Here is a 15704-nt window from a genome sequence, read left to right on the forward strand (position 1 = left end):
TAGATGAGATGATGTACTAATTAGAGAAAAAGGTGAACAATTGTTATTTTTCTCCCTCCGCTTCTGGTTGCAAAATCGCATCACAGTATTGGATGAGAGTTGTCAAGCGATCGCTAATTGTTTGCAGTCTCGTTTCTACAGTAGATGCCTGTCGCGCTCCTTGGAAAAACATTACATCTATTTCCAGCAAGCGCAGTTGCTTACTTATCTCCGTTTGATAAGACTGCACTCGCGAGTCTTGATTGGCCAAAGGTACAATTTCCTTTGCAAACAGTTGCTGCAAGGAAGCTACACACCGCCGCAGTTCGGGTACATCTATTTGGGTAGTTGTGGCATCGGGGCGTAATTGCTCTAGTAAGGTTACTAGTGCCTGATATTTCTCACGGTATAAAGACATCCAGTGCTAGTTAAGATAATATTAATGTCAACTAATTTTTCTTATACAATAAACTTTCTTAACCCCCGATCAGCACTAAAAGCCTCAAATCGTGATTTGAGGCTTTGTTTGCAATCAATCGATTTTTAAGCTTACAATCCTTGAAACTTACATTGGATGACTACCCCGTCGCCAATTGCAGAACCATCCTGACACTGTTTTTCCACCCATCTGGTGGCAATAGCATCTTCTGATGGTGATGCTGCCAGTTTTGTATATTTCTAATTTATCTACCGAGCCCCTTAAGACCCAATTGTATGAGCAGCATAGCTATTAATTCATCAGTTGATCTTGCCATTCCGGAATGGTTAAAGAAATGTTTGAAGCAGTCATCTACAACTAGCGGCCAAGCGGAAGATGGCCGCAAATATAATGATGCAGTCTTAATTGGTCGAGCATTTGAATTTGCTTACCAACTACATCAAGGTCAATACCGCAAATCAGGAGAACCATACATTGCTCATCCCATTGCTGTGGCAGGATTGCTGCGGGACTTGGGAGGTAGTCCTGCTATGATAGCAGCTGGATTTCTTCATGATGTAGTTGAAGATACAGAAGTTACTATAGAAGAAATCGAAGAACACTTTGGCCCAGAAGTGCGTCAATTGGTGGAAGGTGTCACCAAGCTTTCTAAAATCAATTTCACCAGCAAAACCGAAAGCCAAGCGGAAAATTTCCGGCGGATGTTTTTGGCAATGGCCCAAGATATTCGAGTGATTGTGGTGAAGTTGGCAGACCGTTTGCATAATATGCGAACCTTACAATACATGTCTGAAGCCAGCCGCCGCCGCAGTGCCCAGGAAACACGAGATATCTTTGCACCTTTAGCCAATCGCTTGGGTATCTGGCGAATTAAGTGGGAATTAGAGGATTTAGCTTTTAAATATTTGGAACCAGAAGCTTTCCGAGAAATTCAGCAGCATGTTTCGGAAAAACGCACCGCACGAGAAGAAAAGCTAGTCAAATCTACAGATATTTTACGGCAGCGTTTGCAGCAAGCCGGGATTCACTGCCAAGATATTAGCGGTCGCCCCAAGCATCTTTATAGTATTTACCAAAAAATGCAGCGGCAGCAAAAGGAATTTCACGAAATTTATGATTTGGCAGCTTTGCGGATTATTGTTCAAACCAATGAAGAATGCTATCGAGCGTTGGCTGTAGTTCATGATGCTTTTCGCCCAATTCCTGGAAGATTTAAAGACTATATTGGACTGCCAAAACCTAATCGTTACCAGTCGTTGCATACTGGAGTCATTGGTTTGACTGGTCGTCCTTTGGAAGTCCAAATTCGGACGATAGAAATGCATCATGTCGCCGAGTATGGGATTGCCGCTCATTGGAAGTATAAAGAAACAGGAGGTTCTAGCATTAGCCATTTGACAGCAACAGATGACAAATTTACTTGGCTGCGGCAACTGCTGGAATGGCAAACGGATCTTAAAGACGCTCAAGAATATCTTGATAGCGTCAAAGACAATCTATTTGAAGATGATGTCTATGTCTTCACCCCTAAGGGGGATGTTGTGCCTTTAAGTCCTGGATCTACAAGCATAGATTTTGCCTATCGCATTCATACAGAAGTGGGAAATCACTGTTCAGGGGCGCGGGTGAATGGACGAATGGTACCTCTCTCAACGCGGCTGCAAAATGGCGATATTGTGGAGATTCTTACGCAAAAGAACTGCCATCCGAGTTTGGATTGGTTGAATTTTGTGAGAACTTCAGCAGCGAAGTATAGAATTAAACAATGGTACAAGCGATCGCGCCGGGAAGAAAATGTCGCCCGTGGACGAGAATTATTAGAAAAGGAACTTGGTAAAACTGGTTTTGATAGTCTTTTAAAGTCCGATGCAATGCAGATTGTCACTGAAAAGTGTAACTACCACAGTGTGGAAGATTTACTGGCTGGGTTAGGTTACGGCGAAGTGACGTTAAATTTAGTACTAAATCGTTGGCGAGAAGTGGTAAAGGCACAACAACCAGTTACAACTGTACCGCCATTTCTTCCCAAAGAACCAACATCCACAGCAAAAGCTTTGCGAGATGCGCCTCCAAATATATCTCGCTCCGCAGATTCCCCGATTATTGGCGTAGAAGGTTTGGTGTATCATCTAGCTAAGTGTTGTACCCCAATTCCTGGTGAAGCAATTATTGGTGTAGTGACGCGAGGTAGGGGAATTTCAATCCATCGTCAAGGCTGCCATAATCTGGAAAATGTCGAGTATGAGCGCCTAGTACCAGTTAGATGGAATCCAGTATCCGAAAACAGCGGTCGTCCGCAAACTTACCCAGTGGATATTCAAATTGAAGCACTTGACCGCGTAGGAGTGCTAAAAGATATATTATCACGGTTGAGTGACCAGGGAATCAATGTCCGCCATGCCCAAGTGAAAACTGCAATTGGTCAACCTGCATTGATGGATTTAGGAATAGATATACGCGATCGCTTTCAACTAGAGCAAGTATTTATTCAAATTAAGAAAATGAGCGACATTTTGAATATCCGCCGTGTTGGTCAAATTGATGAGTAGTAAGAGTAGAAAATTATAGTATGTTCCTATAATTGATAGGGTGCGTTACATTACTTTAACGCACCAGTTTAAATTGTAATTTTACTCTTAAGTTTTAAATTTTAAATTGCAGCAAAGCGATAATCATACCTGAGCAATCGCTTCTAATGGCAAAATGACTGTAAATGTAGACCCTTTCCCCAACTGTGAATCTACTTTAATTTCACCATGCATTAACTGAACCAGGCGGGACACTATTGCTAAACCTAATCCCGTACCATCAGATTTTTGCACTTTTGAATCGGTTACTTCACGAAAATAGGGATTGAAGATTTTTGTTTGAGCATCCAAAGAAATACCAATACCACTATCAGTAACGGAGATAGCCCACTGCTGTGGAGATACCGTCCAGCACTCCAAATGAATTGAACCAGATTCTGTATAGCGAATTGCATTACTCAGCAGATTTGTCACAATTTGCTGAAGCCGAAGAGGATCTGTGTTAACTTGACTTGGGGCGCGTTCGCATTCAACAACCAAGGATAATTCTTTTCCAGACGCTAGTGGTTCAATCATTTCTAAAACAGAGTTGATTAAACTACGCACATCGGTTTGAGCAGGATGCAATTTCATCTGTCCGGCATCATAACGCGAAATTTCCAGAGTATCGTTAATCAACCGCACAAGAAGTCTACCACTCTTGAGAACTCGCTCGATACTTTCAAGATTTGCATAGGTGTCTTTAAGTTCTGGTTGTTGACGCTGCTGGCGCAAAAATAAGTCTGCGTAACCGATAATTGAAGTCAAAGGCGTCTTCAACTCATGAGCCAAATGAGAGAGGTTTTCTTTAGTAGCGCGAACTAAACGAGTTAGCTCTTGGTTAGTCAACCGCAACTGACTTTGGAGTTGTTTGAGTTCTTGTAATCGTCCTTGAGTATAACTATTAAAGCATCGAGCGATCGCTTCATCAATTACTGTATCAATCAGGCGAACAGCCCTTAGCACTTCTTGTGCAGATCCTTGCAATAAATCTTCTTCTAAAAACGAAAAAATCACAAACCGCAGTAAACGATACTCTCGCGCAATTTCCTCTGGTTCAAATCCCTGTTCAGCGCGAAGTGTACCGTGTTCCAAACTTGCATCTACTACTGTCTGTAAATCGCTAGTTGCAGATTCAGAAAGTACTGTTGCTAATGCTTTTAAAATGCGGGGTAAGCTATCCCGTACAGCGTTGAAAGTAAGTTCTTGAGTAGCCTCAATTTGTTCATCTTCGTAAACTGCTTCTACCCATTTATGAAGAATGGCATCACTTTTTGCAATTAAAGTCTGACTAAAATCCATCTTTTGCCCAACCAAAGACTGTCAGCGCGAAGCCCCTTGCGCTAAAGCTAGCTTAGTTCATTTGATGTCAAGTTTGCAACTGACACAAGATGGAGGTTAGTGAAAAGTCGGTTGATTGATTGTAATTTCAATGCTGATTCCCTTATTCGATCGTTAAGGTAAAAGCGATCGCTTAACCAAGTAGATTTTGTCTACAGAGTAAGATAAATTAACACCTTTAAGTTTCTTATTATTTTATTTCTCTGACTTTATTAATAGGTATAAAACATATAATATTTCTACTTTTTATAGAATTATAATTTGCAAATATTTACATCAGTATCATTACAGTAGTATATAAATACTACTGTAGAGAAAATCCGTGCTATCAGCAATCTGTAATTTTTTTACCGAGGATACATTGAGCATGACCTAAAAAATATAAAAGTTTAATAAAGTATGTCTAAACTTCTGGTTACTCAATATCATACAGAAGTAGAAAGAATTATCCAATATGGCGGTTCACGTAAAGAAACATCAATTCGGGTTGCATTTCAAAACTTAGTCAACGAATATTGCAAACCCAGAGAATTTAGACTTATTCCCGAACTAGATTATAAAACACCCAGCGGCAAACTTGTTTATCCAGATGGCACTGTTAAAGATGCTTTGCGTTTGGATTGGGGATACTGGGAAAGTAAAGATGAATATGACAATTTAGATCAAGAAATTGAGAAAAAGCTCATAAAAGGCTACCCAGATAGTAATATTTTGTTTGAAGACTCGCAAACAGCAGTTTTAATTCAGAGTGGACAAGAAACCATGCGCGTCCCAATGAAAGATGCTGACGCCCTGGATGGAATAATTACATATTTTATAAATTATGTTCGCCCAGAAGTTAAAGATTTTCGTAAAGCAATTGAAACTTTTAAGCAAGACTTACCAACTGTTTTAAATGCTTTGCGTGACTTAATTGATAATCAAATCAAAACAAATGCAGCTTTTCAAACAGCAAGAGCTAAATTTTGGGATATCTGCAAAGAATCTATTAATCCTGAAGTAACTTTGCTCGATGTTAGAGAAATGATGATTCAGCATATTTTAACTGAAGACATCTTTATCAGCATCTTCAACGAATCTCAATTTCATCGAGAAAATAACATTGCTCGTGAATTAAAAGGGGTGATAGATACCTTTTTTACAGGTAGTACTAGAAAGAATACTCTTGGTACGATTGAGCGTTACTATGGAGTTATCAGAAGAACTGCTGCAAATATCTACAATCACCATGAAAAGCAGAAGTTTTTAAAAGCGCTTTATGAAAATTTCTATAAAGCATATAATCCTAAAGCGGCTGACAGGCTAGGTATTGTCTATACACCAAATGAAATCGTGCGCTTCATGATTGAAAGTGTAGATTATTTAACCCATAAACATTTTGGTAAAATACTTGCTGATAAAGATGTAGAAATTTTAGATCCAGCTACCGGTACGGGTACTTTTATCACTGAATTAATCGATTATTTACCTAAAAATAGTCTGGAATATAAATATAAGCATGAAATTCACTGCAACGAAGTAGCGATCTTACCTTATTATATCGCTAATTTAAACATTGAATACACCTATAAACAAAAAACGGGTGAATATCAAGAGTTTGAAAATATTTGTTTTGTCGATACGTTAGAGCATACATCATTTGCAGGCAAGCAATTAGATTTGTTCTCTATTAGTATAGAAAACACGGAGAGAATTAAACGGCAAAACGAAAGTAAGATATCAGTCATTATTGGTAATCCTCCATATAATGCAAAACAAGATAATTTTAATGATAATAATTCTAATCGTTCTTATGGAGCAATAGATAAGCTTATAAAAAATACTTACATTAAATATAGTAAAGCTCAGAATAAAATTGTTGTTTATGATATGTATACTCGTTTTATTCGTTGGGCAACTGATAGATTAAGCAAAAATGGCATTTTAGCATTTATCACTAACTCATCATTTATTGACCCTAGGACATTTGATGGTTTTAGAAAAATTGTAGCTGATGAGTTTAGTCATATTTATATTATTGATTTGCATGGAGACGTTAGGAAAAATCCGAAAATATCAGGAACTACACATAATGTTTTTGKTATACAAGCTGGTGTTGCTATTATATTGATGGTCAAAAGGGAGAGCAGCAACAGTACACCTTGTAAAATATTCTACAATCGTCGCCCTGATTTTGATACAGCAGAAACGAAATTAAAATTTTTAGCTGAAACTAAATTTAGTGATATTCATTTTGAACATATTACACCAGATAAAAATCATAACTGGATTAACCAGACAGATAATGATTTCGATCATCTTTTACCATTAGTTGATAAAGATGTAAAAGCTGGCAAAGTACAGGAAGCAGTTTTTAAGTTATTTTCTAGAGGAATTGCAACCCAAAGAGATGAATGGGTTTATGATTTATCAGATCAAAATTTAGCGGAAAGAATGAATTTTTGTATAAAAGTTTATCAGAAACAATTGGTTATTCAAGATTTTGAAGAACTTTCACAAGAAATCAAATGGGATGAAGATTTAAAAAGCTACTTGAAAAGAGGAATAAAAAAAGATTTTAAAGCAAGTAGTATCAAATCAAGTCTCTCTAGACCTTTTTACAAGCAGTATTTATACTTTGACAAGCACTTCAATGGCAGAACATATCAATGGTTTGATATTTTTAATGGAAATGATCTACAGAACAAATATATAGCTTTTTCAGCTTTGGGAAATACTAAACCATTCCATTGCTTAGGGAGCAACTTATTAATTGACTTGCACCTAACAGGAGATTCTCAATGCCTTCCCCTCTACCGCTACGACAAAGACGGAAACCGCATCGACAATATCACCGACTGGGGATTAACCCAATTCCAAATTCATTACAAGGACTCGACAATTAGCAAATTAGATATTTTCCACTACACCTACGCTGTCTTACACAATCCCGCCTATCGCATCAAATACGAACTCAACCTAAAACGAGAATTTCCCCGCCTACCCTTCTATGATGACTTTCACCAATGGGTTAACTGGGGTAAACAGTTGATGGATTTGCACATTAATTATGAAACTGTCGAACCTTATCCTTTAAAACGAATTGATTTACCTCTCACTAAAAATAGGATACCAAAGGCAAAACTCAAAACTGATCCAGCCAATGGAACCATTATTTTAGATGATGTTACCACTCTAGAAGGTATCCCCAAAATTGCTTGGGAATATCGCCTCGGCAACCGTTGTGCTTTAGAATGGATTTTAAATCAATACAAAGAAAAGAAACCTAAAGACCCGACAATAGCCGAAAAATTCAATACATATCACTTTGCAGATTATAAAGAAGAGGTAATAGATTTACTACAAAGAGTCTGCACAGTCAGCGTGGAAACAATGCAGATTATTCAACAGATTGAGGTGTTGTAATCGATTTGCTATTTTTTAGTAGGATAGGTTCATGCAAAATGTATTTCCTGGAGAAGTATTCGCTAACACTGCTGATTTTGACACAGGTATTCGCCAACTGTTACCACGATACGATGAGATGTTAGAGGTAATTACCCGTTGTCTGCCTTCGACAACTGGACGTATTTTAGAATTAGGTTGTGGCACAGGCGAACTTAGTCTCAAAATACTCAACAGCCATCCAGATACTGAAGTAATTGCCTTAGATTACTCGCCTCGAATGCTACAATTTGCCCAAGAGAAAATCGCAGCAGCAGGATATCAACAACGATGGACTGGTATAGAAGCAGACTTTGGTGACTGGGCAAATAATCCAGAGAAGTTGGATATTGCTAGCAAATTTGATGCTTGTGTTTCATCCTTAGCAATTCACCATCTTCAGGATGAGATGAAATTGAAGTTATTTGAGCGAATTGCTACTAGCCTTACTCAAGACGGCTGTTTTTGGAATGCAGACCCTACTTTACCAGAATCACCAGCTTTAGCAGAAGTTTACCAAGCGGCACGTGAGAAATGGGCAGTTCAAGAAGGAATTAATTTGACAGAGATTCACGCCAAACGCGGCACCAGTAGTACTCAAGGTTACTCCAGTCAAAACCAGGTAGCTACTTTAGATACCCATTTACAGATGTTAACTACAGCTGGGTTTAAGACAGTGGCAGTACCTTGGAAATATTACGGTTTAACTGTATTTGGTGGCTGGCTGTAAAAACTTTAGATTTTGAATGTCCGGATTTAGATTTAATAAAAAGTTAAAATTCCTGACTTATTTAAAAAGTCAGGAATTTTATTATTCACAAATTATTAAGTAATAATATAGCAATCAGCTTTAATTTTTGAACTTATTTGCGTAGTGCGCTTCGTGCAGTGCAATTGGGATAGATAGGCAATAAGCAACAGTTAACAAGACTCTTCAAGTTATACATAGCTTTGTAATAATTAAATAGGAGTCAGATAGTAACAAAATGGCAATAAATAATATTATTTACTTTGAAAAGAACTATTATATAAACGCATCAGGTCTAGAAAGAGTAAGGAATTTCGAGTTCTGAGTACTAAGTAAAACTTTCTGACTTTACTTAGGAGATTAAACAAAGAACTTGTTTCTTTAGCAAAAGTACCCCATAAGGGTACTATGCATACTCAACAGACTTATCTGAATATATAAAGTAGAAAATTTACTAACAAAAAGACACCAGGGGCACAGGATTTGGATTCATTTTTCTACTTTTTTTAAAAGTGTGGTTAAAGCCACTCGCCATCACTTAGTTTCAAAAGGAGAATATCTTGGATGGCTCGAAATAAAAAGAAATCAGCCCGGTTTAAGCATGAGCATCCACTTTACTCTAGATGCCCGATTTGTTGTATTGTCCCGCCACACATGCTGGAAAATGTCGTAGTGAATGGAAATTCCCAGCAGCGGAGTTGGGCTTTTCATACATTAAATATTTCGGCACAATTTCTGGGACGGAGAAACATCGTAGGTAATATTTCTTTTGCACCTTCTCCGGGTGAGAAGCGCCGCACGATTTACGATGCTAAAAGTGGGCAGCAACTTCCTGGCACAGTGGTACGTGCTGAGGGAGACCCTCTCAGCAGTGATATAGCAGTAAATGAAGCCTATGATGCTGCTGGTGCTACTTATGACTTGTTTTATGAGATATTTGATCGCAATTCCGTTGATGACAAAGGTCTGCGTTTAGATTCTACCGTGCATTATGGCGTCAAATACGATAACGCCTTTTGGAACGGCGACCAAATGGTTTATGGTGATGGCGACGGAGAACTGTTTCAACGCTTTACAGCATCAATTGATGTAATTGGACACGAGCTAACTCATGGTGTCACTCAGTATGAAGCAGGGTTACTGTATTATGGCGAATCAGGGGCACTCAATGAATCCTTTTCTGATGTTTTTGGCTCCTTGGTGAAACAAAAAGTCAAAAATCAAACTGCACAAGAGGCAGACTGGCTAATTGGAGAAGGTCTTTTAGCCCCAACTGTCAAAGGTATTGCCCTCCGCTCGATGAAAGCACCGGGAACAGCATACGATGACTCAGTACTGGGTAAAGACCCCCAACCTGGGCACATGAAAGATAAGTATACTGGTACTGATGATAACGGTGGGGTGCATATCAACTCAGGCATCCCTAACTATGCCTTTTATTTAGCGGCTACCGAGATTGGCGGTTATGCCTGGGAAAAAGTCGGTAAAATATGGTACATAGCTTTGCGCGATCGCCTGCGTGCAAAAGCAGATTTTAAAAAAGCTGCCAATGTCACGATTCAAATTGCTGGCGAACTTTACGGTAATGACAGTAATGAGCAGAAAGCCGTGCAGAACGCTTGGCAAAAGGTAGGGGTTATTTAGTACAGACGCGATTAATCGCGTCTGTACAAGAGTGAGGAGTTGAGAAAAAACTTTAACTCCTAAGTTTACTTTTAGCCATGCTAGTTGTTGTTGCTAAACTGGGAGGTGAGAATTCTCATCTCCCATTCTTTGCATTTCTCCCAGCTAAATAACACAACAAACAGCAAAAAAATGCGGATATCATTTGAACGCACAGGCGGCTTTGCTGGAATTAGCAAGAAAACAACGGTTGATACATCTGAACTCCCAGCAAACGAAGCTAATACCCTTAAGAGACTAGTGGAAGCTGCTGATTTTTTTAGGCTACCTGAACAAATTACCTCGCCTAATCCCCAGAGCGATCGCTTTCAATATAAATTAACAGTGGAAGATAACGATAAGCACCACACGGTGATTGTCAGCGAGTCAGTATTGCCAGGAACCTTAAGACCCCTGATTGAATGGCTACAAAATTCAGCACAAAAAAGGTAATTTGCTCCAGAAGTTAATGGAAAATAAATATAACTCTGCACCCGAACAAGAAGCTAGTGATTTTTTGCATCTAGCATCTGTAAAAGAGGATTGGGGTGGAGACGGTAGAGGGCGCATGAACCTGTCAGGAAGGCGCACAGCAATCTCCAAAGAGTACGTACCTCGTCAGTATCATTTTTTTGAAATAAATACTGTGCCAGAAGAGCATGGGTGGCGAGTAAGTGGAATGCCAGAAAATGTAGCACCTGGAAGCCGTCGATTACTGACTTGGCATGATAGTGGTGCATCTACTTCAAAAGTAGTTTTACCGCCTCAGTTTGAAGCGCCTTCTGGCTTTTTTACTGCCGATTTAGAGATTTTTGTACTTAGGGGTGCAATTCAATTAGGTGAGTGGCAATTAAATAAGCATGGCTACTCTTTTATCCCCGCAGGAGTGAGAGTAGGGCCTTGGAAAGCGTTAGGTGATGAGGTAACAGAAATCCTCTGGATGGAGAATGGCCCAGTTCCGTTGAAGTATAAAAATGCAATAAACGATCATCCAGATGCTAGATTGCATGACTTCATTCCAGCATTGGATAGCAAATTGCTACCGTGGGGCAAGACAGATACAGTTCAATTTGAGGTATCTAAAAAAAAGTACCTCAGAAAAGATAGTAACGGCGGTGGAGTATGGTTGCTTGCTATCTTGCCACATTACGATGGCAAGTATCAAATGATTCAATCTTATAACGAAGAAGCATATGGTTTAGTTGGATACTGTGATATAGGAAATTACAGTTTTGCAAAAGACCACTTTGGCTATTGTCCTAGCTTTAGCACTCTTCCTAAACACACAACGGACGATGGCGGTTTGTTCTTTGTCAGAGTTGATAGGGATTTATCACAAGTTGGAACAGTCTTGTCATATGCAGCTGAAGACGCATAGGCTTTTTAAGCATCAATGTTTCCGTAAGGATTACTAGAAGGTCTTTTTAAATAACGTCCAGTTGGCGAACCCAAAACCTGTCCATTGTTGTAAATAAGATTTCCCCGCAAAAAGGTACTCTTCACCCGTCCAGTTAACTCTACTCCTTCAAAAGGTGTATAACCTTGTTGTGACTCCGACTCAGCCGCACGTACCACAAAGCTTTCATTAGGATCTACCAATACCAAGTCAGCATCATAACCAATGGCAATATCACCTTTCTCTAACAACCCAAAGCGCCGCGATGGGTTCCAAGATAGTAACTTAGCCATGTGACTGTAAGACATTCCCCGCTTACTACCTTCACTAAATACACCAGAAAGTAAATATTCTGTACCGCCAAAACCAGACTTCGCTAACCAAATATTATTCGGTTGTTTTGCCCTTCTTTTTTGTTCCGCAGAACAGCAAGCATGGTCGCTAACTATCCAATCTACTTGATTATTAAGTACTGCTTGCCATAAATATTCCACATCAGCACGGGGACGAATAGGAGGATTTACTTTTGCCCAAATTGTATTGGGAGTATCGACATCTAATAATAAATGTCCGACAGTAACCTCTCGTCGAAAATTGATATGAGGAAAAGCAGTTTGCATAGTCAAAGCTGCTTCCATTGCCTTACGCGAACTCAAGTGCAACAAATTGATATTTACACAGTTAGTCTCGTGTGCCAAATAAGCTGCAATGCAAATTGCTAACCCTTCAGAATGAGGTGGACGTGCTGCACTATAGGCGTGTAGTCCGCTAAGACTAGAATCAGTTTCAACTATTTTGGTATAGGCGTTGAGAATTTCTGCAACTTCACAGTGCAAACTCAAACTGATAGTATCTCGCGCTTGTGGATGTTCTGCCATCAAGCGAGTTAGACCACGCATAATAAACTCAAAATGAGCGAAATCGTAGCGTTCCTCTTTATTAATCATTAAAAACAGGTTTTGCTGGTCTGACAAACCATGCAACCCATATCCACCATAAAACATGAAGATTTTAAACGAAGATATCCCGTATTCCTCAAACAAAACAGGTATTTCATCGATATGCTGGCTAGCTATAGGTGCAACGTGATAGCTATAATCTACAAAAAAATTGCCTGCGGATAACGCTAACACCTCTGGAAAAAAATCTTGATAAGAACCACCTTTATTGAGATAATACTGCCCTGTACGAATGTAATTTAAGCTAGTAGTTACGCCTCCCATTGCCGCTGCTTTGCTTTCAGTCACAGCATCTTTGTCGAGGGGTTGATAGATACCAATGTGCATATGGGCATCCACAACCCCAGGAAAGCCCAGCAAGTTTTTGCCATCAAATACCTCTTTAGCTGTGTCTGGGCTAATATTAGGGGCAATCTGAGCAAATTTTCCATCCTTAATTCCTAAATCAAGTAGTTCGATTGCATCTTGATGGGGACGAACTACCCGCACATTTTTGATAACTCGATCTAATACGGGAGTTTCAGACATAGTAGACCTCACACTAAAATGAGTTTAGTCCGGAATTCCAACATCGAATCAGGACGAAGACCAAATCCCATCATTATATAACGGTTTTTTATTAAATTATCTTCAGGAGAAAAGACAATGGAAACCTTTAATGAATATCATCTAAACCCAGAGCAATTTCCTTTTCTCAAAAGCTTTCAAGATAATTGGCAAGTGATTAGAGATGAGTTTACACATTTTGTGAAAAATGCATCTAATGAGGAGTTTAAATTTACTTACGATATTCTCGGTCCCAAAAATAAGACAATTAAAACGAAGGGAAATTCTAAATACAGTGCTTTTGGTATTTTATTTCAAGGTCTTTTTATTGAAAAATATATTCAAATACATCAAATACAATATCCTGATTATGAAGCAGATAATGCATCAGGAAAAGCACTTGCCTTAAGAGAAAAATATTTTTTAAATTTAGCTAAAGTAATAGAAAAAGTTAACTTTAGTGATGATGAAATCATCAGAAATGTGTATTTTGGTACATTCCATCCCGGCTTGGATATCAAGCTACATGTAAACTATAACCCTCATATGAATCGTGGTTATCTAGGATTGATTGTACCAGAGGGAGATGTGGCTATGAAGATATGCCACGAGCAGCTTTATTGGCATGAAGGAAAATTTTTGGTTTTAGATCATAGCTATCCACACTGTCCGCATAATTACACGAATTATGACAGAACTGTATTAGTTATAGACTTTTTTAAACCGGATAAATATAGAGAAGAAGTTATCCAATTTGAAAAAGAACAAGTCATACAACGTATGCAAGATAATCCTTACAGCTTAGGTGTTTTTGGTAAAAGTGATAAAGCTAAAGAAGAAGATTTTATTAAGTATGGTTTAGCTCATCAGTTAAAGTGGGATAAAGCTTTATAAGCTTAATTTTATCTCTACACTGCCTGAGTAAAGTAATCCAGACGAGATAATGGCAGGGATTCAGAGAAAACAAAATAGCAAATTTTACTCAATTGAGGGAAAATTATTTAAATATAAAAAATATTACCAATACTTACTCAAGGTCAGTAAGAGTAAGTCCTAGTATCTGGTGATTTTTCACAATTTAAGGCTGCAAGGTAACGATATGAGCGGCCATCATGAAAAAGTTATATTCCTAAAGAGGTTAGTCATGGGAACTCCTGATTCAGACGCACTGGTATTTTTTGGGGCAACAGGCGATCTGGCCTACAAGAAAATCTTTCCCAGCCTTCAGGCAATGGTACGGCGGGATAATCTCAATGTCCCAGTAATTGGCGTTGCCGGACGATCTTGGACAACAGATCAACTTAGGGAAAGGGTACGTGATAGCCTAGAACATCATGGTGGTGTAGATCAAGTCGCATTTGAGAAACTTTCCTCACAACTCCAGTACATTTCAGGTGACTACAACAAACCAGAAACTTACGAGAAATTACGTCAAGCCCTTGGTGATGCAACTCATCCCCTTTACTATCTGGCAATTCCACCGAGCCTGTTTGCACAAGTCGTGGCAGGATTGGGCGAATCAGGCTGTGCTAAAAATGCTCGGGTGGTAATTGAAAAACCATTTGGACGGGATTTAGAATCAGCACGCGAATTAAATAAAGTTGTAACATCAGTTTTTCCCGAATCATCCATCTATCGCATCGACCATTACCTGGGTAAAGAGCCACTGCTGAATTTACTCTATTTTCGGTTTGCCAACTCTTTTCTCGAACCAATCTGGAATCGCAACTATGTTGAAAGCATCCAGATTGTCATGGCAGAGAACTTTGGCATTCAAGGAAGGGGGCGCTTCTATGAGGAGACTGGTGCGATTCGGGATGTGGTGGAAAACCATATGCTGCAAGTATTAGCTTCAGTATGCATGGATGCTCCTGGCAGTACCGCTGCTGATGCGATTCGGGATGAAAAAGAGCGTATTCTCAAAGCTATACCTTCACTGCAACCCGATGATATTATTCGCGGTCAATTTTGCGGCTACCGCAACGAAGAAGGTGTTTCTCCTGATTCCCAAGTAGAAACTTTTGTTGCTGTGCGGTTCTTTATTAATACGTGGCGGTGGTCAGGAGTTCCTATTTACATCAGGGCTGGGAAGAACTTGCCTGTTAAAACTACTGAGGTCATGGTCAAGCTCAAGTGTCCACCTCTAGATGTGTTCCAGGAAGAAGGAAAAGAAAACACTAATTATGTTCGTTTTTTATTAGAGCCGGAGGTAATTGTGGCATTGGGTACTCGTGCCAAAATCCCTGGAGAAGACATGAGCGGCTCTGCGGTTGAACTGTTGTCCTTTTACGGAGGTGGCAACGAGATGGAACCCTATGAACGTTTATTGGGTGATGCTATGCGAGGCGATCCCACCTTGTCTGTACGGGAAGATACCGTAGAAGAGGAATGGCGAATTGTCCAGGCAATTCTCGATAACGTTACACCCGTTTACGAGTATGAGCCAAATACATGGGGCCCGCCTGAGTCAGATAAACTGCTCTTGCCAAGCGATCGCTGGTATAATCCTTTGGCAAAAGAGTAGCATATATTACTCAAAAATTTAAAACTTGTTGTTGTTTCTATTTCAGGCACTTTTTGGACTTTGGATAAAAAGAAGCTGGTTGGCTAATTCATATAAACCGCAATTTCTGGGGTGAGACGC

General features: G+C 39.3%; 11 protein-coding genes. 8 read left to right on the forward strand and 3 right to left on the reverse strand.

Features of this window, described 5'->3' with window-relative positions; genetic code table 11:
- Window positions 1-43: 43 nt before the first annotated feature.
- Window positions 44-397, reverse strand: coding sequence for a heterocyst frequency control protein PatD (gene patD, locus FCR06_RS02360; RefSeq protein ID WP_138497260.1), 354 nt, complete (start codon window positions 395-397; stop codon window positions 44-46).
- A 296-nt stretch (window positions 398-693) separates the two neighbouring features.
- Here patD and FCR06_RS02365 point away from each other — a divergent pair, with 296 nt between their 5' ends.
- Entirely contained in the window at window positions 694-2967 is a 2274-nt protein-coding gene (locus tag FCR06_RS02365; protein ID WP_138497261.1) for a RelA/SpoT family protein, read from the forward strand.
- Window positions 2968-3090: 123 nt separating this feature from the next.
- Here the strand turns inward: FCR06_RS02365 and FCR06_RS02370 are convergent, their stop codons facing one another.
- On the reverse strand, window positions 3091-4287 hold the full coding sequence (locus tag FCR06_RS02370) for a sensor histidine kinase (protein ID WP_138497262.1): 1197 nt from the start codon (window positions 4285-4287) through the stop codon (window positions 3091-3093).
- 438 nt (window positions 4288-4725) lie between these two features.
- Here FCR06_RS02370 and FCR06_RS02375 point away from each other — a divergent pair, with 438 nt between their 5' ends.
- The 5 genes from FCR06_RS02375 to FCR06_RS02395 all read left to right on the forward strand — a co-directional run bounded on the left by FCR06_RS02375 (window position 4726) and on the right by FCR06_RS02395 (window position 11537).
- Entirely contained in the window at window positions 4726-7731 is a 3006-nt protein-coding gene (locus FCR06_RS02375) for a type ISP restriction/modification enzyme (protein WP_138497263.1), read from the forward strand.
- A 31-nt stretch (window positions 7732-7762) separates the two neighbouring features.
- Window positions 7763-8479: a class I SAM-dependent methyltransferase gene (locus tag FCR06_RS02380; protein WP_138497264.1), complete on the forward strand. Its 717-nt coding sequence runs from the start codon at window positions 7763-7765 to the stop codon at window positions 8477-8479.
- A gap of 582 nt (window positions 8480-9061) precedes the next feature.
- The gene (locus tag FCR06_RS02385) at window positions 9062-10141 is read left to right on the forward strand and encodes a M4 family metallopeptidase (protein ID WP_138497265.1); all 1080 of its coding nucleotides are present in this window, start codon (window positions 9062-9064) and stop codon (window positions 10139-10141) included.
- Window positions 10142-10312: 171 nt separating this feature from the next.
- Window positions 10313-10612, forward strand: a complete 300-nt coding sequence (locus tag FCR06_RS02390; RefSeq protein WP_138497266.1) for a protealysin inhibitor emfourin — start codon at window positions 10313-10315, stop codon at window positions 10610-10612.
- Window positions 10613-10628: 16 nt separating this feature from the next.
- Window positions 10629-11537, forward strand: coding sequence for a DUF4437 domain-containing protein (locus tag FCR06_RS02395; protein WP_138497267.1), 909 nt, complete (start codon window positions 10629-10631; stop codon window positions 11535-11537).
- 5 nt (window positions 11538-11542) lie between these two features.
- Here FCR06_RS02395 and FCR06_RS02400 read toward each other — a convergent pair whose 3' ends face one another.
- Window positions 11543-13042, reverse strand: a complete 1500-nt coding sequence (locus FCR06_RS02400; protein WP_138497268.1) for an amidohydrolase family protein — start codon at window positions 13040-13042, stop codon at window positions 11543-11545.
- 117 nt (window positions 13043-13159) lie between these two features.
- Here FCR06_RS02400 and FCR06_RS02405 point away from each other — a divergent pair, with 117 nt between their 5' ends.
- Together FCR06_RS02405 and zwf are read left to right on the forward strand one after the other, a co-directional pair.
- Entirely contained in the window at window positions 13160-13954 is a 795-nt protein-coding gene (locus tag FCR06_RS02405) for an aspartyl/asparaginyl beta-hydroxylase domain-containing protein (RefSeq protein WP_138497269.1), read from the forward strand.
- 250 nt (window positions 13955-14204) lie between these two features.
- Complete coding sequence (zwf, locus tag FCR06_RS02410) at window positions 14205-15584, forward strand: glucose-6-phosphate dehydrogenase (RefSeq protein WP_138497270.1); 1380 nt, start codon at window positions 14205-14207, stop codon at window positions 15582-15584.
- Window positions 15585-15704 lie beyond the last annotated feature (120 nt).

Origin of the sequence: Nostoc sp. PA-18-2419 (assembly GCF_005869855.1) — a bacterium.
Taxonomy (GTDB): domain Bacteria; phylum Cyanobacteriota; class Cyanobacteriia; order Cyanobacteriales; family Nostocaceae; genus Nostoc.

Excerpts from the sequence above, each read along its gene's own strand:
- FCR06_RS02380 (WP_138497264.1), top strand. The coding sequence starts at position 7,763 with ATGCAAAATGTATTTCCTGGAGAAGTATTCGCTAACACTGCTGATTTT.
- zwf (WP_138497270.1), top strand. The coding sequence starts at position 14,205 with ATGGGAACTCCTGATTCAGACGCACTGGTATTTTTTGGGGCAACAGGC.
- FCR06_RS02390 (WP_138497266.1), top strand. The coding sequence starts at position 10,313 with ATGCGGATATCATTTGAACGCACAGGCGGCTTTGCTGGAATTAGCAAG.
- FCR06_RS02370 (WP_138497262.1), bottom strand. The coding sequence starts at position 4,287 with ATGGATTTTAGTCAGACTTTAATTGCAAAAAGTGATGCCATTCTTCAT.
- FCR06_RS02395 (WP_138497267.1), top strand. The coding sequence starts at position 10,629 with ATGGAAAATAAATATAACTCTGCACCCGAACAAGAAGCTAGTGATTTT.
- FCR06_RS02365 (WP_138497261.1), top strand. The coding sequence starts at position 694 with ATGAGCAGCATAGCTATTAATTCATCAGTTGATCTTGCCATTCCGGAA.
- FCR06_RS02405 (WP_138497269.1), top strand. The coding sequence starts at position 13,160 with ATGGAAACCTTTAATGAATATCATCTAAACCCAGAGCAATTTCCTTTT.
- patD (WP_138497260.1), bottom strand. The coding sequence starts at position 397 with ATGTCTTTATACCGTGAGAAATATCAGGCACTAGTAACCTTACTAGAG.
- FCR06_RS02400 (WP_138497268.1), bottom strand. The coding sequence starts at position 13,042 with ATGTCTGAAACTCCCGTATTAGATCGAGTTATCAAAAATGTGCGGGTA.
- FCR06_RS02385 (WP_138497265.1), top strand. The coding sequence starts at position 9,062 with ATGGCTCGAAATAAAAAGAAATCAGCCCGGTTTAAGCATGAGCATCCA.